General features: G+C 54.1%; 14 protein-coding genes. 8 read left to right on the forward strand and 6 right to left on the reverse strand.

Annotation, left to right across the window (positions count from 1 at the left end; translation table 11 throughout):
• Positions 1 to 37 precede the first annotated feature (37 nt).
• Entirely contained in the window at positions 38 to 1,267 is a 1,230-nt protein-coding gene (locus tag F3J39_RS15915; RefSeq protein WP_166714397.1) for a hypothetical protein, read from the reverse strand.
• A 242-nt stretch (positions 1,268 to 1,509) separates the two neighbouring features.
• On the opposite strand from F3J39_RS15915, the gene F3J39_RS15920 reads away from it, so the two are divergent.
• The gene (locus tag F3J39_RS15920; RefSeq protein WP_166714398.1) at positions 1,510 to 2,226 is read left to right on the forward strand and encodes a winged helix-turn-helix domain-containing protein; all 717 of its coding nucleotides are present in this window, start codon (positions 1,510 to 1,512) and stop codon (positions 2,224 to 2,226) included.
• 55 nt (positions 2,227 to 2,281) lie between these two features.
• Here F3J39_RS15920 and F3J39_RS15925 read toward each other — a convergent pair whose 3' ends face one another.
• Both F3J39_RS15925 and F3J39_RS15930 read right to left on the reverse strand, forming a co-directional pair.
• A complete protein-coding gene (locus tag F3J39_RS15925; RefSeq protein WP_108570253.1) occupies positions 2,282 to 3,253 on the reverse strand; it encodes a ParB/RepB/Spo0J family partition protein in 972 nt (323 codons plus the stop codon).
• On the reverse strand, positions 3,250 to 4,452 hold the full coding sequence (locus F3J39_RS15930; protein ID WP_108570284.1) for an AAA family ATPase: 1,203 nt from the start codon (positions 4,450 to 4,452) through the stop codon (positions 3,250 to 3,252). The genes F3J39_RS15925 and F3J39_RS15930 overlap by 4 nt, the downstream gene beginning before the upstream one ends.
• A gap of 1,367 nt (positions 4,453 to 5,819) precedes the next feature.
• On the opposite strand from F3J39_RS15930, the gene F3J39_RS15935 reads away from it, so the two are divergent.
• Positions 5,820 to 6,854 (forward strand): RepB family plasmid replication initiator protein, encoded by a 1,035-nt coding sequence (locus F3J39_RS15935; RefSeq protein WP_108570254.1) that lies wholly within the window; start codon positions 5,820 to 5,822, stop codon positions 6,852 to 6,854.
• 582 nt (positions 6,855 to 7,436) lie between these two features.
• Complete coding sequence (locus F3J39_RS15940; RefSeq protein ID WP_166714399.1) at positions 7,437 to 8,201, forward strand: hypothetical protein; 765 nt, start codon at positions 7,437 to 7,439, stop codon at positions 8,199 to 8,201.
• A 172-nt stretch (positions 8,202 to 8,373) separates the two neighbouring features.
• On the opposite strand, the gene F3J39_RS15945 is transcribed toward F3J39_RS15940, so the two are convergent.
• Positions 8,374 to 9,339, reverse strand: a complete 966-nt coding sequence (locus tag F3J39_RS15945; RefSeq protein WP_166714400.1) for a hypothetical protein — start codon at positions 9,337 to 9,339, stop codon at positions 8,374 to 8,376.
• 370 nt (positions 9,340 to 9,709) lie between these two features.
• On the opposite strand from F3J39_RS15945, the gene F3J39_RS15950 reads away from it, so the two are divergent.
• The 4 genes from F3J39_RS15950 (at position 9,710) to F3J39_RS15965 (ending at position 20,315) form a co-directional block, all read left to right on the forward strand.
• Complete coding sequence (locus F3J39_RS15950; RefSeq protein WP_166714401.1) at positions 9,710 to 10,225, forward strand: hypothetical protein; 516 nt, start codon at positions 9,710 to 9,712, stop codon at positions 10,223 to 10,225.
• A 454-nt stretch (positions 10,226 to 10,679) separates the two neighbouring features.
• Positions 10,680 to 13,577 carry an autotransporter outer membrane beta-barrel domain-containing protein gene (locus F3J39_RS15955; RefSeq protein ID WP_166714402.1) on the forward strand — a complete coding sequence of 966 codons (2,898 nt, stop codon included), beginning with the start codon at positions 10,680 to 10,682 and terminating at the stop codon, positions 13,575 to 13,577.
• A gap of 376 nt (positions 13,578 to 13,953) precedes the next feature.
• Positions 13,954 to 16,698, forward strand: coding sequence for an autotransporter outer membrane beta-barrel domain-containing protein (locus F3J39_RS15960; RefSeq protein WP_166714403.1), 2,745 nt, complete (start codon positions 13,954 to 13,956; stop codon positions 16,696 to 16,698).
• A 1,103-nt stretch (positions 16,699 to 17,801) separates the two neighbouring features.
• On the forward strand, positions 17,802 to 20,315 hold the full coding sequence (locus F3J39_RS15965) for an autotransporter outer membrane beta-barrel domain-containing protein (protein ID WP_166714404.1): 2,514 nt from the start codon (positions 17,802 to 17,804) through the stop codon (positions 20,313 to 20,315).
• Between the two features lie 57 nt (positions 20,316 to 20,372).
• Here F3J39_RS15965 and F3J39_RS15970 read toward each other — a convergent pair whose 3' ends face one another.
• Together F3J39_RS15970 and F3J39_RS15975 are read right to left on the reverse strand one after the other, a co-directional pair.
• Positions 20,373 to 20,897, reverse strand: coding sequence for a hypothetical protein (locus F3J39_RS15970; RefSeq protein WP_166714405.1), 525 nt, complete (start codon positions 20,895 to 20,897; stop codon positions 20,373 to 20,375).
• Positions 20,863 to 21,672: a winged helix-turn-helix domain-containing protein gene (locus F3J39_RS15975; RefSeq protein WP_108570263.1), complete on the reverse strand. Its 810-nt coding sequence runs from the start codon at positions 21,670 to 21,672 to the stop codon at positions 20,863 to 20,865. The genes F3J39_RS15970 and F3J39_RS15975 overlap by 35 nt, the downstream gene beginning before the upstream one ends.
• A 435-nt stretch (positions 21,673 to 22,107) precedes the next feature.
• Here F3J39_RS15975 and F3J39_RS15980 point away from each other — a divergent pair, with 435 nt between their 5' ends.
• Positions 22,108 to 22,770 carry a hypothetical protein gene (locus F3J39_RS15980; RefSeq protein WP_108570264.1) on the forward strand — a complete coding sequence of 221 codons (663 nt, stop codon included), beginning with the start codon at positions 22,108 to 22,110 and terminating at the stop codon, positions 22,768 to 22,770.
• Positions 22,771 to 22,786: the final 16 nt, after the last annotated feature.

Here is a 22,786-nt window from a genome sequence, read left to right on the forward strand (position 1 = left end):
GCAATCCCGGGTGGTTTCTGCAGGCACAGCCGGTGACTCAGAATGAAAAAAAGGTCTTGAGACGCTGCCAGTATGAAACTACGGTTTCCGTTATGTCAGACCATGCCTGTCGAATACGGGCAAAGAATGACGGTTTCGTACCCGGTTTTGAATTCTGGTGCCATGGCTGTGAAATGGTCTCATTGCTGGTCATAAATCCGGTATCAGACGATATTACCTTCGGAATCGGTGGCATGCTACCTTCATCCTCTTTTAAAAAATCACTCATAGTCGACGTCGACTCTGTAGAGTAAGAAGTGTCATCTTCACCGCTTTTGAATGTATCGCTGGCCCAGTGTCTATCTTTTATCGGGATAGCGGGCTGCGTGTGCGATCGTCCTCTGTTTGAAACGCCATCCGATGAATTATTTTCTGTTACCTCAAAAGCTAAGCGGCTCTTTGCTGAATCGGGAATATAGGAAATTTCGAAGTCATTCTGCAGAACATTTGTATATGTGTCAGGCGCCGGACACTGATAATAAAAGTCTCTGTTAACTGCCCCTTTCACCTGCAGGTTCTTGATCTCTGCCTGGTCGCCTCTCTCTGTTTCATAGCTGATTTTGTATGTAACATCTCCGCGTATATGAACCCGTTGAGAGATTAAACAGTTACCCTTCTCTTTTCGATCGTCGATCCAGACTTCAAGTTTATATTCCTGGTCTCCATTTGAAGAAAAAAAGCTTTTCGGCAAAATTTTTTCAAGCGAGCACCAGTTATCTGCAAAAAAACTTTGGCAGCAAGCGACCGAAATTATTTCCATCACTGCACTATTTTTACCTGTAAAACACGCATAAACCCGTTTGAAATCTGCCAGATTTTTGATGCTTTCACGCTTGTCGTTATAGTTAATGTATAGTTTTCCTCTGCCAAGATCGCTTATAAAATCCTGCGGAACAGAAATATTTTTCTCCTTGTCTATCGTTTTAATTTTTCCCGGATCAAATTTATAGATTAATTTTTTATCCCCCTCTGTCAGCTTATTATCAACTTCCCCCTTTTCAATAAGCTTTTCCAGTTCGCGCATTTTCTCCATCGGTATTGAGCCATAGTTCTTTTTCAGAAGCTTCAGCACAGCGGCGCCAGGGGCAACTGAATTATTCTGTTTAAACGGCAACACCGGCGCTTTATCACTGTTACCTGTATTAGCGGGAAGGTAAAGTTTATTGTCCGGACATGAAGCTGCCCGGTGCGGCTGTAGAGACTGAGATTCAACGCGGGGTATCATCATGACGAACTCTCCAGAGAGGTGAGTGATGATCCAGTTCTACTGCGTTGTTACTTTTTCCACTACTACCTTTCGCTCTTTCCTGATGATTCTGTTTTGCCAAAGCCGGTGCAGCATGAATAGATAGCAACCAAAGCTTTCATATTCCGCTCATTTCCTCCGTTAGCTGTTGATATTAAACAGCATAATGCCTAACTTTTTTATATAACTATTCAGCGCACTTTATCCCACCATCGAGTCACTTTATGAATAATAATCAGCCTGCCATACTCTTTGACCCGCGCACATTAACGCTGGTGTTTAAAAATAAAAGCGTCAGTCTCACCAGCAATATGGCCAGCTGCCTTGAGCTGCTGCTGGCTAATGAGGGTCAGGTGGTTTCGAAGCAGCAGATCTTTGAAGCGTGCTGGGGATGCAAAGGCGTGGTGGTATCGGAAGCGTCTATCCGGCAGGTTGTGACCCATCTCAGGAAAAAAATCCAGGCTCTGGATGCCGGTAACCGCTGTATAGTCACCTCACCCCGCCGCGGCTATATTCTCAAAAGCAACATTGTCAGAATGATAGTTTATTCCCCTGCCACCCTGGCGCCCTGCCCTTCAGTTCTTCCGTCTCCGCCGCAATCAAAGTGGCGTAAGCGGCTCACTTCGAGCTATCCGGCGCTCGCTGCTCTGGCTATGGTGCTGACATTGCTGGCCCACGTTGCTGTGCTCAAGTTCTCACGTGCCGCTCCGCGCAGCACCGATAGCGAGCTGCTGGTTGAATATGTTAGCGGCTTTCCTCTCCATAGCCTGCTGGAGACTGATCGCTCTGCAATAGTGGCATTGAGGCATGAATCTGTAGCCGTACATCACTACTACAGCTATCTCTCTTACCTGGAGGGAAAGGTCGTGCATACGCTGGCCTGCACTGATGATATCTCACTGCACGCTGACTCGTGCAGGTCGCTGCTGCTCTTCCGTTAAAACGGCGTCGGCAGGCAGGAAAGACAAAAAAGCCCGGCAAATCGCCAGGCTTTTTTTATGCGGGAGGGTTTAGTATTGCCCGTATCGACTCATCGATTTTATCAGCCAGCTCTTTTGGCAGGCGGCTGAACTCATAGTGAATAGTGCGTTTATCCGCATTCTCTTTGCGACGGGCGTAGGCGTTGCGATCGCTGAAGCGCGCAAGATGCTCGATAACTGCCCGGCTGCGATCGGCTGGCGTTTTGATCTGCTGTTTAGCCGCGCGCACCCGCTTCAGGACCTGCAGTTTATACTCATCAGCGCTGAGCGTGGCTGCCAGCTGCAGCTCAGCCAGGTCAGCTCTGATCTCATCTGCAATCTGTTTTACCGCCACGCCTTCTGCATTGGCGTGATCCCATACGTCGAGCAATATCTCATAATCCTGCAGCGTCAGTTCCGAGACCACCGGGAACAGCTCTATCAGCTCAGCCGGCACCGAAGCAGCTTTAAACGCGCGCGTGACTTTAGCATTGGAGATCCCTTCACTCCGGGCGATATCGCTCTTACTCATGCCTTTATCATGCATCAGCATAAAGCGCAGCCCCAGTTCGCGCAGGTTATGCTCCTTCGCGGTCTGGATATCGGCAGCCAGCTGGCGCGCATCGGCAACATCGATTTCATCTGAAGTTACCAGCACCTCAAGACTGGCCCCCGTCAGCAGGCAGGCTGCGCGACGGCGGGAACCATCCATGATCTCAATGCGTCCGGCACGCAAACGGCCTATTGCAGGAAAGAACTGCTGCAGCTTAATAGTACGGGTGATCTCTTTAACTGACTCTTCCGTCAGCGTCGACTGATCGCGACCGTTAATCTGCGGATCAACAAAGGTGGTGCTCTCAATATCCTGAAACGGAATAAGCTTGCGAACAAACGTCACCGTCTTGCCCGACTTAAGCGTAAAGGTTCTGGCCTGGTTGCTGCCATCAATCATGCTGGCAATAGAAGACTGACCCAGTGACCGGCCGATACGGTTTACAGGTTTGTTCACAGCGTGCTCCTGATATATTCAATGCGGTCAAAGACGGCGCGCGAGAACTGCTCAGCTTCATGCTTGGCCTTTCTCAGCGCATCTGCGCTGCCGGGGTAAGAGGTCGGGTTAGCGCTAATCACCGTATCAAATGACTCTCCGCAGCGTTCAAAACCATCCAGGCGCGGCAGGCCGGCATCCAGCATCGATTTGGTAAACACCTCTCTGGCATAGCTTTGTGAAGTAAGATGATCGTGCTTGCTGGTCATCTTTGACATAAAGCCGATATTCGCTTTGAGGCGCGGCTCTACGCCTTCGGACTCAATACGCTCCAGCATCTCCGGCAGACGCGTCAGGTATTTCAGGGTTGAATGGAAGTCAACCTGCGCCGGTGGCGTGGGGGTCAGCAGAATATCGCTGGCCGCAATGGCGTTCAGCATAAAGGAGTCGAGGTGCGGGCCGGTATCGATAAAGATGAAGTCATAATCATCAGCGACCCGATCAATCACATTGCGGCGCAGAACATCTGACGGCGCAACGCCAGGCAGATGCTCAGCAACCAGCGCTTCCCAGTCACTGGCAACAAAGCCATCGTCAATAGAGGCGGGGATGACATCTACACCCGGCATCACGGTAGGCTTGATAAACTGCTCTTTGAGCTGCTCACGACTCAGGTCATTCAGCATCGCCTGAGCGGCGGTCTCCAGTACCGAGCCTACGCTGTTGGTGTGACTAAGGAACATGGTGCTGGACGCCTGCGGATCGAGATCAATCACCAGAATGCGCAGGTCATTATGTAGCATAGCCGGATGCGCCCGCATACCGTGGGCGAGCGTAACGGTGCTGACCGTTTTTGAGACGCCACCTTTAAGGCTGACAACGAAAATGACAAAAGGCGAGGGGTGCCGGTCGCGATATTTAGGGACTTTGCGGTGCTGATAAATGTCGATAACGTTCTGCAGGCTCAGCGCATATTGCGACGTACTGCCGGTCTGCTTTCTGCCAAATTCATATCCCTGTGATTCCATCGCCTCCATTGCCGCTACCACAGCATGTTTACTCAGCAAGGGCATGTTAGCTACTGCATTGCGGGAGAAGGTTTGATAAAACTGCGTCTGGTTAAACTCCTGACGCTGCTTCTCAATATGATCGCTCAGCGCGTACAACATTCCGTTTGCACGCTGTGCCATTTCCAGCACTCCACCATAATCACGCTTCATAAGCTCCTCATCCTGTATGTTTTTTTGCATCATACAGGAAAAAAAATGGCCTGCCAGTTTTTACCTGATAAGCCATAAAACTGGCAGGTCGTCTGGTGCTTCATAGCGTTTGTTAGAATGACAAGCAGGAAAGCAGAGGATTGTAGGAATCAGCTTTAACTGAAAATCCGCTCTGAAAAAGAGATGACACCTTGGTGTTTTCAGTCTGAAAATAGTATTAAAAATATTTATAAAACAATAATTTAACCATGAAAAGTGGTCGGTGAAAATTGCATTTTCACGCAAGTTATCGTGTGTGCTCAGGTTGAAGTTTTTGAACAGGCAGGCAAAACAAGTTTTATCTATCACCAGTGAAAAAGCTAATTAACTCAATGAATAAAATAGATAATTTTGAAATTTTCAGCATGAAAACACCATCTGGTACTTTTGTTGATAAACGCTTAGGAGCAGGTTAGTCGCTGTAAGATCAGTGAATTTATTAGTCGATAGAGTCATGCAATAGGTGATTAGAAGAGTAGTTGATGCAGAATAACAACCCTGGTATTGCAGGATTGAACAGTAATTGATCTGTCTATTTTATAGACAAAACTGGCTTTTCAGAGATTGAAAACGGCTGCTCTCTATAGTGGTTGATCCTGTATGAAAATTTATTGAACTGAAGCAAAGTTCTTAAATCAGTCAACCTTTGAAAAACTAAACTGGTCTGACAAGGAGAGGAATCGTTACGGGTTCGGGTTAGATGAATCATTATCGTGATTTTGCGAGGTTTTTTTATCCACGTTATTCACAGGATAGATCCCATTATTCGATCCCCAATAGATCCCCAATAGATCCTAAAAGATCCCAAATCCTCCGCAGGCCTTGGTACACAAGGGCTGAGAGCCTGTTGAAAACCACTATAGAGAGTAAATTGACTTCTATAAAGAGTAAAACATCCATTATAAAGAGCAGATCAACCACTATCGAAGGCAGTTAACATCCACTATAACGAGCAGACAGCTATTTTTTCTGTGAACAACGCATCTTTAAAAAGCCACTTAAAATCAATAGCTTAATCATCTCTCTTTCAAAAATGATTTTTTTATCGTCACGATATCCACAGGTAAGCGAGCAGCAAATCCGCTATAAAAGCGTTATTTTCAACTAACGTTTTCCTGTAATCGATTTATGTAAGTTACCGGTAAAATAGAATTATTATCAATAACTTAACACTATTGCTAAGAGATGTTTATAACCACTATAGAGAGCAGAAGAACTACTATAACGAGTAAATAGTTGTCGCTGATTGTAGTGAAACCGCTATAGTGAGTCTTAGCATCCACTATGAAGAGCGGTGCGGTCTTTGCCTGTCAAACCAGGAACATGATATGTCGAAAAAAGACGAAGAAATCAAAAAGATAGAAGATGCTTTTACCGAAATAGATGGCAGGACAGGCGAAGTCGTTAAGCTTATGCCCAACACCAATAACACCGTACAGCCTGTTGCGTTGATGCGGCTGGGGCTGTTTGTGCCGACGCTGAAGTCATTTAGCCGTAATCGCAAAAATATGATGGCGACTACTGACGTTACCAATGAATTAAAGCAGCTTTCATTCGTAAAATCAGAAGGTTATGAGAATATTCAGATCATTGGTCAGCGGCTGGACATGGATAACGATTTCAAGACCTGGGTTGGCATCATCCACGCCTTTGCCAAATACAAGACGCTGGGAGACAGCGTAACGCTGCCGTTCGTCGATTTCGTGAAACTCTGTGGGATACCCTCAGCGCGTTCGTCAGCGCGCCTCAGAGAGCGTCTGGATGCGTCCCTGACGCGAATTGCCTCCAACACCATCCGTTTCAGCAGCGGGGGCGAATTTTACGTTACACACCTCGTACAGTCCGCCAAATACAGCGCAAAGAACGATACGGTAACGCTGCAGGCCGATCCCAAGATATTTGAGCTCTACCAGTTCGACAAAAAAGTGCTGCTGCAGCTGCGCGCCATCAACGAGCTGGCCCGCAAGGAGTCAGCACAGGCGCTTTACACCTTCATCGAGAGCCTGCCGCCCGATCCGGCGCCTATCTCTATGCAGCGCCTGCGCGCCAGGCTCAATCTCACCTCACGCGTAATTACGCAGAACGCCACGGTACGCAAGGCGATGGGGCAGCTGAAGGAGATTGGCTATCTCGACTACACCGAGTTTATGCGCGGCAAGAGCGTGTACTTCTCGGTGCACTATCGCCGGCCCAAGCTCAAGCCTTCGGAACTGCCGCTGAGCCTGCCGGGCCTGACGGATGACGATCTCGACGCTGAACTCGATGGCCTGTCTGGTCAGGAGGAGCAGGGCGGCAAAATGGTGATGCTCTCACCCGAGGAACTGGCGCTGCTGAGAAAGATTCGTAAAGGTAAAGTGAATTAAGGCAAACTCTGATGGCAACCACTATAGAGAGAAAGCTGCTCTGTATAGTGGTTGCTGTTAGTCAGCGAGGCGGGCGCCGCTCACCGCAGGGCGGGGCAGGGGGCCTGGCCTCTCATCCTGGTATGCTATTGGCCAGCCCCGCTATTTCATCTCATCCCCGACTGCTCGCTACAACGGTTACTCCTCTTTTGCGTGGTTGCTACTCGCTATAGTGGTTATTGCGGCTCTGTCAGTTGTCAGCACCGCTGCCCTGCAGTTGCGTGGCTGCCTTACGATCGCGCTTTAGCACGCCGGGATCCCGGCGCGGCTCACTTCATTCTGCCGGCAAAAACTCGCACATCGCCCTCTGACAAAATCAGCGCTTTTAGCAAGAAGTGTGGCAACGATATTGCTATGGTTTTGCCTTTAAAGGAGCTGTTTGCAATGAGGAGGTGCCACGCGGCCCGTGTTTCCCTGATTGGGTAGACGCTATTCTCAGCTGCACAATTTTTTAACAGATATTAACAACACCAGACTAAACCCGGCCCCGTATGTTGTCTCTGCGACGGTCAAAAAGACAATAATAAAAAGCAGGAGTAAAACATGTCATATTTAGCGGAAAGTGAAAAAATTCGTGCTAGCCAGCCCAATGTAAATTTTCTGACATCCTCAGAACGCAATACAGATAAAAGTCATAGTATTAGCGGCTGTAAACCAGGTAATTCTTCTCAAGTTTTTGATAAGAACAATAAACAAATAAATGAGTCAAGCAATGCAATATTTATTAAAAGAAATGTTTATATTAAATATGATTTTCCAAAATGTGTTTTTTATGAAAATTACGATTATCCATTTAAAACTTCTTCTGAAATAAGAAAAGAAAAGAAACCAGTGTATAATTATCTTGTGGCGAAGGAAAAAGTAGAAGAGCTGTATGAACCAGAAAAAGAAACAGGCGGCGAAATTATAAAAAAATACCCAAGAGATACGGCCTACCGATTTTTGGCCAATAACATTTCATTAAGATTAGCGGAAATTGATTTAAAAGATAAAAAATACGATAAAGAATATTCGCAAAAAAATTGTGAAAAAATCAAGGGAAAGCTACGTGATCTCCAGAAATGTAGTGCTTACAACGTTAAAAAGGAAATTATAAATGAAGCCTTGGACGAAGTGCATGGGAAATTCTTTCCCGAAGAAAAAATTGAAGGGAGAAATAGATTAAAAAAAGTGGTTTCCTCTCACTATAATGACTACAGCAATATCCTGAAAGCTTTGAGATATCATTTGGATAACAAAGAAACTTTTATCAAAACATATGTTCCTGAGCGCATAGATCTTGACAAAATTCTTGCTGATAAAAAATAGAGTGATTTCTGTTTTTAAGTCATAATAAATCTATGAGTTTTAAAATTTTCACCCTGTCTTGGCTAAAAGGCTGGTCTTTTCCTGAAACCCATAGCACAAACCTCATAAATCAGGGCCGCTCAGGCGGCCCTGCTTCTGTGGATTGAGCGGAGCGCATCAGCGCATCAGCGCATCAGCTGGCTTTGATCAGCAGATTATTCTCTATTGGAAATCTGACTCCGTTAAAGCCTGTGTAGTAAGCTTTGTAGATAAAAGAATCCTGGAAACGCTCGCGCAGTCCGTAAGGACTACTGAATTCAGGCTCAATCAGTGAGCAGCTTTGCAGTCTGGTCTCATCAGCGGAAATAGCCCGCAAGCGGGGGCGCGTGCCGTAGCAACCGATAAGATGTGAGGAGAAAAACGATCCCCGCTTGATGTCAAGCCCATCAAGGTTGCAGCAATGGCATTCACTGTGCGTTAATTCCAGATTGCTTACCGTGGCATTACGAAACGATAGCCCCATTGCTGTTACGTTCTCAATCAGCAGGGTTTCACCCACTTGTATATCGTCAAACGTGGTCGCTTTAATATGCATGTTTTTCAGCGTCAGCCGGTCAATAACCGAACCGTTAAAGCTGGCGTATGAGCAAACATTTCCGCTTAGTGTCAACGCTTTCATACGCAGATTTTCAAAATTCTTCAGCCCTGATTCGGTGAACACTGGCGCATACTGGCAAACATTACTGTGCTGCGCTCTTACTGCAAGCACCTCGCATGCCCTGATAAATGCGACATCAGATATCTCTGTACTTAGCGGCGAACCATCTTTCAGCGCGATAACATTAATCCGTGAACGCCAGACAAGTGGCGCAATGTGGCCGCGCTGTGTTCTGCTGATCTCTATACGGTAGTGGTCCGTCTGAAACGAAAAATCAAACGGCTCGCTGGAGAGATTATCAGGATCGAGCGAGGCGCAATAGTGGCTCATCCCATCATAAAACTGCTGATAGAACTGCTCGTTGGCTCGCCGTACGCCACCCGTGAAGAAGTTAACGATCATCTCAATGATTGAATGCGGAGCGGTAGCTTCTCTAAGGGGGTTTTCACCGTACGCGGTTAAGGTGGCGTAGCTGATTGCTGAAGCCTGCTGTATTTTCATGCTGCTTACCTCGCTGTCAGACATTATCGGCTTAATAAACGAGCCCGCTCAGCATAGCCCTACGTAATGCCGTTGTGCCATCAGGCGCATCACACTCTGCAAAATTTATTTAAAAATGAGCGTTTTTTGATATCGAAATATTATTTTCCTTTAATTGGAAGATTAATGGCGCTGAGTTAACGCCATCAGAATTATCCCAGCGTTAATATTTGTGCATAAAGTTGATTTTTGGAAAAAACTCTTTGGCTGATGAATTAGTGGATCGCATAATTTCAGGGCCAGTTATAACTTTATCTTTGCGGTTTGATACCTGCCACGGTTGTGTGTCAGCAAGCTAACTTTTTCTCAGCGTTAACACGGAGTTATTATTATGGATAACAAAATAAACCCACGTCTTTCTATTTGTAACGATCCTTTTGACATTATGCTGCGCAAACCGTCTGCAGCCTCACCGGTGCCGGTAAATAACGCCTCTAACTCTGCCGAAACGCCTGCCAGGCCGGCATCGCAGGAATCAGTGCCTGAAAAGCCAGAGATGTTGCAGGCGCTCAATGCTAAAGCAAAAAAGCAGCTGCTACAGAAAAGTGAGGCATCGGCTTTGTCTGTCAAAAAGCTGAAGCCTGATGCAACATTGTCACCGCCGGCAGACAGCGACTTTGACATTGAGGAGGGGTATCACACGCCTGAAGATGTCAAAAAGTCAGTACCTGTCCTGCCGGGAGCACCACGTTTTGAATATAAAGATATAGATTCAGGTGCACGCGCACGCCCCGGTAACCGCTGCATAAACCTTCAGGAATATTTTGCCAGCCTGGAAGCGCAGGAAGATTCTCCCGTCGCATCGGACAGTTCGCAAAAGCCAGCGGAAAGCCAAAAGCCGCGCTGAACTGAAGCCAGAGTGTAATTGCGCAGCCCGATCGGTTGATTACCGGTCGGGCTTTTTACTTGCAGTTTGCAGCCTTGCACCCTGCTGGCGTCAGAAACAGCCTCACATCTGTAAAAAGTTAATTATCTTTCGCCGCAGTTTGCGCAGGTGAGGGCGCAGCTGTACAGCCTGGATGTATCACCAAAATCAGTCCGTTTAATATTATTAACCTGCAAATTCAGTAGCATAGATAAAATCGTCACATCTCTCCGTCACGCTCAGTCACCGCTTAATAACCCTTTTTAATATAAGATTATTTCACTCCTTGTTCCGGCTGTCTGAGAATGCCGTCCGTCAGTTATTGCGGGCTGCTTTTATTGCGCTGACGCCGCCGGTTCCCCTCCGGCAGCATATACCCTGGCAGGCCGCGCACTCACTTTCGTTAACAGCTGCGCGCGCTGCGCCGGGACAGACTATGAAACCATTGAAAAAGAAATCGCTCTCGCTCGCCATTACTCTGGCCTTTACCCTCGGCCAGACCGCCTCGGCCGGCATTAACTACACTGGTGACACCGTTTTCAACGGGGATAATCCGCCGCCGGCACAGGGCGCGGACAGCTGGAATGGTGGAAACGCAGGTGGATCGGTCACTGTAGGAGAAACACGTAATGGCACGCTGCAGGTCACGGGTGGTGCAACTATCGAAAACGGAATCGGCACATTCACGATAGGTAGTTACGGCACCACTACGCTCTCCGGAGCGGGATCGGTGATTAATACATCGTTTTTCAACAACCACGGTAGCCTGATTGTCAGCGATGGCGCGCAGCTTAATACTCTCTTCTTGAGTTCACTGGAGTCCGGCAGCAATACACTGCTAACGTCGGGTGCGCAATTAAAATTTTATGCTGCTACCCGTGTTCAGGAAAACGCTTCACTGGTTATTCACGACCGCGCGATAGCGGACCTAACCCGAGCCTTCATCAGCGGCGGCGCGGTGCAGGTAAATGAGAATGGCGCTCAGTTAAAAGTAGAGAATGACCTCGAGATCACGGGCGGCAGCACGCAGAACGGACAGCTGCAGGTAGCAGACGGCGGTCAGGCAGAGATTGGCGGGGCGATCACCCTGAGCGGCAGCGGCGGCAACCTCGCAATTGTGGATATTGCCCGCACCAGCGACAACGCGGCAGACGCCACGGCCAGTGCCGGCAGCGTGCTGCTGGACAACAGCGACACGCGCCTTAACGTCTCTGGCGCGGGCTCGCTGCTGACGGTGGCGGGCAGTCTTGTCAGCAGCGGCGTGGCGGCGCTCAGCGCCGGCGGTAAGATCGTGGCGGACAGCCTGACAAACCGCGGGGGCGCCATTCTGCTGGCGGACGGTCGCGGCACAGCGCTGGCGGTCACCAGCGCCTTAATCAACGACAATATCCTGCAGGTCACCGATGGCGCCGCCGTGCGCGCCGCCAGCCTGACCAATAACGCCCGCGTAAACCTCTCCGGAGAGGATACTCGCCTGGACGTCGCCGGGCAGCTTACCAGCAGCGACAGCCTGGTGGTGCAGAACGGTGCCGCGCTGGCCGCAGATACGCTGCTAATCCAGGGCGGCAATACCGGACTTGACTCCACGCTGACCCTGGCCGGCAGCGGCGGCACGGTGTTAAGCGACGCGGTGACGCTGGCCTCAAGCGCCTACTCACGCGCCTCGGTTGACTTTATGCACGCAAATACTGATTTGCAGTTCGCGCCGCGCATCACCGGCGACGGCGACGTCAACGTCTCCTCCGGTATCACTACCCTGCTGGCGCAGAACGACTACCGCGGCGACACCCGCCTCAGCGGCGGCGTGCTGCGCGCCGGGGCGGAAAACGTCTTCAGCGCCGCCTCCACGTATACCCTCACCACCGGCGGCACGCTGGACCTCAGCGGCTTCAGCCAGCGCACCGGCGACATCATTAACGGCGGCACCCTGAACCTGGCGGGCAAAACGGCGGGCGCGGTACTGACCGTGGACGGCAACTACACCGGTAACGGCGGGCTGATCCACTTTGGCACCCGTCTCGGCGCCGACGGCTCGCCGACCGACCGGATGGTGGTGACAGGCGACACCGCGGGTGACACCTTTCTGCGCGTGAGCAACCTCGGCGGGCGCGGCGCGGAGACGCTGAACGGCATCACGCTGGTGGAGGTGCAGGGACAATCGGACGGCAACTTTATTCAGGAGAACCGCATCGTGGCGGGCGCATACGACTATCGCCTCTACCGCGACGGCAAGACGTGGAAGATCACCTCGTTTGACGATCTGGAGCACTGGCTGCCAGTCATCGATGACAGCGTGGAGGAGGGCGCGGGTGAAGGCGGCTCTGGCGGCGGCGCGGGCGGTGATAACGGCGGCGGCACAGGCACGCCGGGCAAAGGGCAGCTGACGCTGCGCCCGGAAGGCGCGGCCTACGCGGCAAACCTGGCGGCGGCGTCCACGCTGTTTGACACGCGCATGAGCGACCGTCAGGGTACCTGGTACACCGACCCGCAGACCGGCGAGGCGCGCTATACCTCGCTGTGGCTGCGCACCGGCGGCAGCCACGGTCGGCTGAGCGCGGGTGACGGGCAGCTGAAGACGCGGTCGAACAGCGCGGTGACGCAGCTGGGCAGCGACCTGCGGGTGACGGAGACCACGCGGCTGGGGGTGATGGCGGGCTACGGCACCAGCCGCAGCCGGAGCGCCTCGTCGCTGACGGGCTACCGGGCGCGGGGCGAGGTGCAGGGCTACGGCGCGGGCATCTACGGCAGCTGGCAGGCGGCGGGCACCGATGAGCGCGGGCTGTGGGCGGACGGGACGCTGCAGTACGGGCGCTTTGATAACAGCGTAAGCGGCGAGGGCCAGGCCGGCGAGTCCTGGAAGTCAGCGGGGCTGACGGCGTCGCTGGAGGCGGGCTACGTGATCCCGCTGGGTGAGGGCGAACGTATGCGGGTATTCCTGCAGCCGCAGGCGCGGGCGGCGTGGTCCGGGGTACGGGCGGACGAGCACACCGAGGCGAACGGCACGCGGGTGCGCAGCAGCGGGCAGGGCAACGTGCGCAGCAGCGTGGGCGTGAAGACCTTTATGAAGAGCCACGCCACGGCGGATGACCACACCGGACGCGAGTTTACCAGCTTCGTAGAGGCCAACTGGATCCACAACACCAAAGACTACGCGGCGGAGATGGACGGGGTGCGGGTGTCGCAGCAGGGCAGCCGCAACGCGGGCGAGCTGCGCGCGGGGGTTGAGGGCAAGCTTGGCAACGGGTTTGGCGTATCACTGGCGGTCGGGCAGCAGATGGGGGCAAAAGGCTGGTCAGACACCGCGGCCACGCTGGGCGTCAGCTACCGCTTTTAATTAACGGGTAACAAAGAGCCGGTTCCGCACAGCGGAGCCGGCTGCTTTATATCTCTTATATACCTTTTATATAATCAGTCTCAGGCTATTATTTATAAGAGGGCAAACTAAGCGATTAATATAATTAACTCTATATTACATGGATTTAAATATGTTTCTCCGCAGTTTGACGGTTTATGGTTAGCATGTAATAATATTTTTCAAATATAAGATTATTTCACTCTTCATTCCCGCTGCCTGAGAATGCCTTTAGTCATTAATCGCGGACTGTTGTCATTATTTGCCATTCTGCCGGCGAGGTTTCCGGCAGACTGCACTCAGGCAGGCCGCGCACACTATTTATTTAACAGATGCGCGTGCCGCGCCGGGGAAATCCATGAGACCACTGCAAAAAACCACTCTTTCACTCTCCATCACCCTTGCTCTCTCGTTGGGCCAGACCGCCTGGGCCGGAATTAACTACACCGGCGACACAATATTTACCGGAAGTCCGCCGCCTGCTCCGGGAGCGGGCAGCTGGAGCGGCGGCAATAGTAGTACAATTAATGTAGGAACCACTCTCAACGGCGATCTGCAGATTAACAATGGCGCAACTATCGATGTTAATACTTTTATGACAGGTAGTTACGGCACCACCACACTTTCCGGAGCAGGGTCAGAGATTGTTGCAGCAACTTTCTCAAATAGCGGTAGTATGACTGTCAGCGATGGCGCGCAGCTGAATGTACAGAATGACATGCAGCTTAACGGCGGCAGCGCAAATTACAGCCAGATGCAAATAGCAGACGGTGGCCGGGCAGAGATTGGTGGGGCGCTGACCCTGAGCGGCAGCGGCGGCGGCAACCTTGCCATTTTAAATATTGCGCGCACCAATAGTAGCGCGGCAGATGCCATAGTCAGCGCTGGCAGCGTGCTGCTGGACAACCGCTACGCGCGCCTTTACGTTAGCGGTGCGGGTTCACTGCTGACGGTGGCGGGTAGTCTTGTTAGCAGCGGTGTAGTGGGGCTCAGCGCCGGAGGCAAAATTGTGGCAGATACCCTGACTAACCGCAGCGCCGCTTCATTGGATGTGTCTGACCGCGACACGGTGCTGACGGTTACAAACGGCTTAACCAATGATAATAGCCTGTTAGTCAGTCGGGGTGCGATCGTACGCGCCGGGAGCCTGACCAATAATAGTCAGGTAATTGTTAGAGGAGAGGATACACGGCTGGAGGTCGCCGGGCAGCTCACCAGCAGTAAAACCCTAAATGTGTCGGACGGTGCCACATTGGCCGCGGACGCGATTTTGATTCAGGGCAGCAACACCGGTACGAGCTCAACGCTCACTCTGGCCGGCAGCGGCGGCACAGTGTTGAGCGACGCGGTGACGCTTGCTTCAACTGCAACCTCGCGCGCCTCGGTGGACTTTGTGCAAACCAATACTAATACTGACTTGCGCTTTGCGCCGCGCATTACCGGCGACGGCGATGTCAATGTTTCTTATAGTATCACTACCCTGCTGGCGCAGAACGACTACCGTGGTAACACCCGCCTCAATTTCTTTAGCAGGCTGCGTGCTGGGGCAGACAACGTCTTCAGTGCCGCCTCCACCTATACTTTGGACAGTCGCACCACGCTGGACCTCAACGGCTTCAGCCAGCGCACTGGCGACATCGTCAACGGCGGCACCCTGAATCTGGCGGGCCAGGCGGCGGGCGCGGTGCTGACGGTGGACGGTGATTATACGAGTAATAACGGGACCCTGATTATGGGCACCGCGCTGGAGGGAGACGCCTCCGTCACGGATCGCTTCGTGGTAACCGGCGACGTCTCGGGCAGCACGAAGGTGCGGGTGAATAACCTGGGCGGCAGCGGCGCCGCGACGCTGAACGGCATTGAGCTGATTGAGGTACAGGGCAGCGCGGACAGCAACGCGTTCCGGCAGGATGGCCGCATCGTGGCGGGCGCCTATGACTACCGGCTGATACGCGGCGACCGGAACTGGTATCTCACCAACCGTATCGACGAGGAGACCGGCCTGCCGATTATCGGCGACGACGGAGGTGAAAATCCGGGTGACGGCGGAAACCCGGGCGAGGGTGGCGGTGAAAACCCTGGCGGCGGCAATCCGGGTGATGGCAGTAACCCGGGCAACGGCGGCAATCCGGGCAATGGCGGAGGCGTGATAGTGCTGCGTCCTGAGGGCGGCGCCTACGCGGCGAACCTGGCGGCGGCGTCCACGCTGTTCGACACGCGCATGAGCGAACGTCAGGGCACCCGCTATCTCGATCCGCTCACCGGCAGAGAGCAACACACCTCCCTGTGGCTGCGCGTATCCGGGGACCATAACCGGCTCAGCGCGGGCAGCGGTCAGCTCTCTACCCGCGCCAACAGCGTGGTCACGATGCTGGGCGGCGACGTCATGGCCACCGATAAGGCGCGCCTCGGCGTGATGGCGGGCTACGGCAACAGCAAAAGCAATACGCGGTCAGACATTACCGGCTACCGGGCGAAAGGGCAGATAAACGGCTATACCACCGGCCTGTACGGTACCTGGTTTGCAGAAGGGACTGACGAAAAAGGTCTGTGGGCGGACAGTACGCTGCAGTACAGTTGGTTCAATAATAGCGTTGACGGCGAGGACGAGGCGGGCGAGTCCTATAAATCAAAAGGGCTGAGCGCATCGCTCTCTACCGGCTACGTTATCCCGCTGGGTGAAGGCGAGCGTAAGGCATTCTTCCTGCAGCCGCAGGCGCGGGCAGGCTGGTCGGGCATCAAAGCCGATGATCACACGGAGCGTAACGGCACCCTGGTACAGGGCAGCGGGCAGGATAATGTGAGCAGCAGCGTCGGCGTGAAGGCGTTTATGAAGAGTCACGCGGCGGCGGACAGCCAGACCGGACGGACGTTTACCAGTTTCGCTGAGGCCAACTGGATCCACAATACGAAAGCCTGGGGCGTGCGCATGGACGACGTGGCGGTCGCGCAGAGCGGCAGCCGGAACATCGGTGAAGTGCGCGTCGGCGTCGATGGGGCGCTGAGCGGCGGCTTCGGCGTGAAAGGCACCATCGGCCAGCAGATAGGCGACAAAGGCTGGTCAGACACCGCGGCCACGCTGGGCGTCAGCTACCGCTTTTAATTAACGGGTAACAGAGAGCCGGTTCCGTCCAGCGGAGCCGGCTTTTTTTATGCCTTTCCCGCATGTCAGATGTTACCCCGGCAGATTCAGATGATGCCGCGATCAGCCAGTCCGTTTCCTGCGCTGCCCGCCCGCAATCTGCCCGCCGCTGTTTTATCAGCTCTTATACAGCCGCATTTCTGCGCGCTGCGCCGCTCCCCTGCCGCCAGAGCGGCTGAGACCACCACCCGCCGGCGGGTAAACCTCGTTCTGAAACGCCGCGCAGCGGGTAAAAAACGCTTAACGCCGTCAGCAGACTCCACCTGTAAACATTAACGCCTGCGGACGAAAAAAGGCGTGTGTAACCGGCGGAGTTAATATTATTAACTTTATTTTACAGTAATTTATATGATTTTCTGCGGCGGATTATCGCTTTCCGCCCGGCATGTAATAACCCTTTTTAATATAAGATTATTTCACTCCTCGTTTCCGCTGCCTGAGAATGCCGCCAGTTGTTTATCGCGGGCTGCTGTCACACCTTTACTTCTGCCGGGGACGTTTCCGGCAGGCTGCACTCCGGCAGGCCGCGCACACTATTTCAGTTAACAGATGCGCGTGCCGCGCCGGGGAAATGTATGAGACCACTGCAACAAACCACCCTTTCACTCTCCATCACGCTGGCGTTAACGCTCGGCAGTTCGGCCTGGGCGGGGATTTACTATGGCGGAAGTACTTATTTTAGTAGTCCGTTTTCACCAAAGCCGGTTCAGGGTGCCGCTTCCTGGGATGATGGCTATCACTCCGGAAGCGTTGATCGATCTGATAATATCCAGGGCGTTGATGTGCCTTCTATTGCAAGCAATACCGGCACGCTTAAAATAATTGACGGTGCGTCATTACGGGTTCGCAGGTTTCGTGTTGGTTCTTACCATGGTGTACCGCCAGGCAGTTCCAGCGTTACCGTCTCTGGGGCAGGAACTCAGGTACTGGCTGGGCATGCCAATATCTGGAGCATGAAGGGTAGTGTATTTACTGTTAGCGATGGCGCACTGTTTCGCGCTACAGAAAGTTTTGAGATACGCCCAAATGCGCACGCTCGGCTAACGTCCGGTGCGCGGTTACAGGTGGATAGTGCTCCCGGCGTTAACAATGGGCTCTCTATTTACCAGGGCATGCTGGATATCCTCGATGGGGCAGTGGCTGAGATCAAAAATGGTATTGCTATTGACCGGGGCAGCATCAGGGTCAGCGGTACCGGCTCGCGGCTGGAAACCGGTACGGATTTAACGATAAAGGGCGACGCAAACGAAGGCGCTTCGCTGACGGTGGAAAATAGCGGCCAGGTAGATATCGGCCAGATGCTGACACTCGGCGGTAGCGGCGGCGGCAGTGGCAACTACGCTGCGCTTAATATTTACACCGCTAGCGGCGCACCCGGCGCCACGGTCAGTGCTGCCAGTGTACTGCTGGATAACAACTCTACATACCTTGACGTGGCTGGTACCGGTTCGCTGCTGACGGTGGCGGGCAATCTTATCAGCAGCGGTCGGGTAATGCTCAGCAATGGCGGCAAAATAGTGGCAGATGCTCTGAGTAACCGCAGCGGCGGCATTTTAGTGGCAATCTACCGGGGCACGACGCTGACGGTAAATAACGCATTAAACAATGACACTGACTTTGCGATAAAAGAGGGGGCGCTCGTGCGCGCCGGCAGTCTGACCAACAGCGGCACCCTGTTTGTCTCCGATGAGGATTCGCGTCTTGAGGTAGCCGGGCAGCTCACCAGTAGTAATACACTGGTGGTGGAAAACGATGCCACGCTGGCCGCGGACTCCATTCTGCTCCGGGCCGGCAGCACAGGTACAGACTCCACGCTGACCCTGGCCGGCAGCGGCGGCACGGTGTTAAGCGACGCGGTGACGCTGGCCTCGAACGCCTCTTCGCGCGCCTCGGTAAACTTTGCGCACAGCAGCAGCGACCTGCGCTTTGCGCCGCGCATCACCGGCGACGGCGACGTCAACGTCTCCTCCGGCATCACCACCCTGCTGGCGCGGAACGACTATCGCGGTGACACCCGCCTCAGCGGCGGCACGCTGCGCGCCGGGGCGGACAACGTCTTCAGCGCCGCCTCCACCTACACTCTGACCGGCGGCACGCTGGACCTCAGCGGCTTCAGCCAGCGCACCGGCGATATCGTCAACGGCGGCACCCTGAACCTGGCGGGCAAAACGGCGGGCGCGGTGCTGACGGTGGATGGCAACTATACGGGCAACAACGGCACGCTGATGATGGGCACCGCACTGGCGGGAGACGCCTCCGCCACGGATCGCTTCGTGGTAACCGGCGACGTCTCCGGCACCACAAAGGTGCGGGTGAATAACCTGGGCGGCAGGGGCGCCGCGACGCTGAACGGCATCGAGCTGATTGAGGTGCAGGGCAGCGCGGACAGCAACGCGTTCCGGCAGGATGGCCGCATCGTGGCGGGCGCCTATGACTACCGGCTGATACGCGGCGACCGGAACTGGTATCTCACTAACCGTATCGACGAGGAGACCGGCCTGCCGATCATCGGCGATGACGACGGTAAAGATCCGGGCAATGGCGGCGGTGAAAACCCGGGTGGCGGCAATCCGGGGGATGGCGGTAATCCCGGCAACGGTGGTAACCCAGACAACGGCGGTGGCATGATGGTGCTGCGTCCGGAAGGGGCCGCCTACGCGGCGAACCTGGCGGCGGCGTCCACGCTGTTCGACACGCGCATGAGCGACCGGCAGGGGACCTGGTACACCGATCCGCAGACCGGCGAGACGCGCTATACCTCGCTGTGGCTGCGCACCGGCGGCAGCCACGGGCGGCTGAGCGCGGGCGACGGGCAGCTGAAGACGCGGGCAAACAGCGCGGTGACGCAGCTGGGCAGCGACCTGCGGGTGACGGAGACCACGCGGCTGGGGGTGATGGCGGGCTACGGCACCAGCCGCAACCGGAGCGCCTCGTCGCTGACGGGCTACCGGGCGCGGGGCGAGGTGCAGGGCTACGGCGCGGGTATCTACGGCAGCTGGCAGGCGGCGGGCACCGATGAGCGCGGGCTGTGGGCGGACGGGACGCTGCAGTACGGGCGCTTTGACAACAGCGTAAGCGGCGAGGGCCAGGCCGGCGAGTCCTGGAAGTCAGCCGGGCTGACGGCGTCGCTGGAGGCGGGCTACGTCATTCCGCTGGGAGAAGGGGAGCGGACGCGGGTGTTCCTGCAGCCGCAGGCGCGGGCGGCGTGGTCCGGGGTGCGGGCGGACGAGCACACCGAGGCGAACGGCACGCGGGTGCGCAGCAGCGGGCAGGATAACGTGCGCAGCAGCGTCGGCGTGAAGACGTTTGTAAAAGGCAATACGTTACCGGGCCGCGCCGGGCAGAAATTTACCGGCTTCGTGGAAGCCAACTGGATCCACAACACTAAAGACTATGCGGCGCAGATGGACGGCGTGCGGGTGTCGCAGCAGGGCAGCCGCGACGCGGGCGAGCTGCGCGCGGGGGTTGAGGGCAACCTCGGCAACGGGTTCGGCGTATCACTGGCAGTCGGGCAGCAGATGGGCGACAAAGGCTGGTCAGACACCGCGGCCACGCTGGGCGTCAGCTACCGCTTCTGATGGTGCGATGCGGCAGCGTACCGCCGCACCAGGGCCGGCTCCGGAGAGCGGAGCCGGCTATTTTTCTTCACACAGAATGCGCGGTACGTTGTGGGGACCGGTCGCCAGCACCGATCCGCCGAGCTGGAACAGCGTGGCGTGAATGGTTTCATCCGGGCGGTAGTTAGGGAAAATATACTGCATCACTTCCGCGTCACTGCTGTTATCGCCCATCCGGCGGCCATTATTGGTGATTTTGCTGATGATCTGATCGTGGCGAAATGAGACATCCCAGGCAATTTCGCGGTTAACGCGCACAATGCGTTTTTTCTCCCCCTGCGCATCGTAATAGATGATGGCGCCGGTATAGGTTGTGCGGTTAGGTTTGCCGGTGCCGGTATAGAGCGTGTACTCCCCGCTGGCCACCGTTTTTTCACCGTTATGAAAATACTCCACAAAGGTAAACGGCGCCGCGCATTCACCCGCCAGCAGCGGCTGGCTGCGCAGGGTCGCGAACAGCACTAGCAGCGGGAAAGCAAAGGCGATAACGCCGGTTGCGATCAGCCATTTAGTTGGTCTTAAAAACAAACGATTTGCATCCACTGCTATTCTCCTCAATCGGTCTGGCACAGGCAAATAAGCCGTAATGAAACGCATCGTTGCCGCCGTGCACATAGAGAAACGTCTCCTTTCCTGCTGCGTCAGGATATTCGCGCCAGAAACGCACGGTTTTGCGCACCAGCTCATCGGTAACGCGCGGCGACTGAACGGCAAAAATATGCAGCTCCGGACCGGCTCCGGCAGTCGCGCTGTTTACCGGCTGGTAGCTGATGGGTACGGGTTCCGGCAGCAGCGCCTCTTTAATGCCCCACGCCAGCGCGCAACCCAGCGCCAGAGCGATAACCGCCACGACCGCAAACCGCTTCCAGCCGGCAGACGCCGGTACCTCGGGGGTATCAGGTTGCGCCGAGAGCAGGGCGTCATGCTCTGCGTCTTCCTGCGCGGAGAGATCGGCAGGGCGTGAGATTTCCGCCAGCAGGGGAGAGTCGCTGTGCGGATGGGTGACCACCAGCCGGTAACCTTCACGCGGAACGGTGATGATCACCAGCTCTTTTTCCACCTGCAGATGTGCAAAGGCGCGGCGCAGCTGGTTCATCGCCACGCGCACGCTGCTGATAGTCACCTCGATACCCGCCTGACGCCAGCCGATATCGATCAGCGTATCCTGCGAAAGTACGCGCCCCTCTGCCTGCAGCAGACCTTTCAGGCAGTTTGCCGGCGATACGCCAATCGCAATGGTTTTTCTGTTCTCAGTGTTGGCAAGCACCCGGGTATCGGGCGCAAAAATAACGTTTTTGCCGATGTGAATTTTTTCCATACTGCGTGATTTCCATTTTGGTCTGCCGTGCAGAACGGTTTTTTTGCCGCTATCTCAGCGCCGTTAATAAACCAAAAAGCGACGGCGGCAAAAAATGACAGCCGCCTTTTCTGATCCAGCGTCAGCATGGCTGCTGGCCGGCGTTTAACAACGTTATCAATATACCTCTTGCTCATGCTGAGCGCTGCCGCTGCATATTATTACATCCAGTATAATCATTTTTATCACGCAGAGTGACAGATTATTCGTGGTACTGCAGGCGTTAGCCGTGAACATGAGAATTTTTCGGCAGCAGGCTGCGATTAAATGTTAAGGCTTGTTAAATCAGCGTCATAAGGCGTTGATAACCTATTTTAATCTCCTTTAACAGAGGTTAATCAACCCGGTAAGGTAAAGTAGCTGCTCCAAAATCTTAGATAAGAGAGCATCGTGCTAATGTGTTCACAGGATAATAAAATCTTCAGCCTCCATTTCTGTGGCATTCTGGTGCTGGGATCTTCCGCTGAATTTATCCGGCATATAAAAACACTCCTGGTTGATAAAAAATCATCAAGTGCAAAATTCAGTAGCGATATCCCGGTCGTGCTGGATTCACTGGCTGATATTTTTTACCTGCAGCCGCGCTTTATTCTGGCTGAGGGATCAAATGAAGCGGTGCGGCTGTTTATCGCCTCTAACCTCTGGTATATCCGCCGGGCAAATGCGCGTCTGTTTTTCAGCATGAGTAATCAGGAGTCCACGGAAGTGCGCCGCTGGTTTCGCGTCTGTGCTTACGGTGTGTTTCCCGATACGGCGTCCCGCCACGAAATTATGCAGGCGCTCCGGCGCAATTCGCACTGTCATCACATCATGCCGATTCAGCTGCAGCTGCTGACGCCCGCAGAAATGGGTGTCGTGGAGGGATTGATCCTGGGGTATACGCTGTCGGAACTGGCCCGGTTTCAGCAGCGTAGTATCAAAACGCTCAGTACGCAGAAGCTCTCCGCGCGCAGCAAGCTGAAAGCCCGCAACGACCTGCAGCTGATGCTGAGTTATCTGAGCGCGCTCTCTTTTGGCACCCGACCGGAATGGCCAGCGGGATGCCAGGCCGCAATATGACCTGGCTCCCTCTGCG

The sequence above is a fragment of the Pantoea sp. Acro-807 genome (assembly GCF_011752675.1).
Taxonomy (GTDB): Bacteria; Pseudomonadota; Gammaproteobacteria; order Enterobacterales; family Enterobacteriaceae; genus Pantoea; species Pantoea eucrina.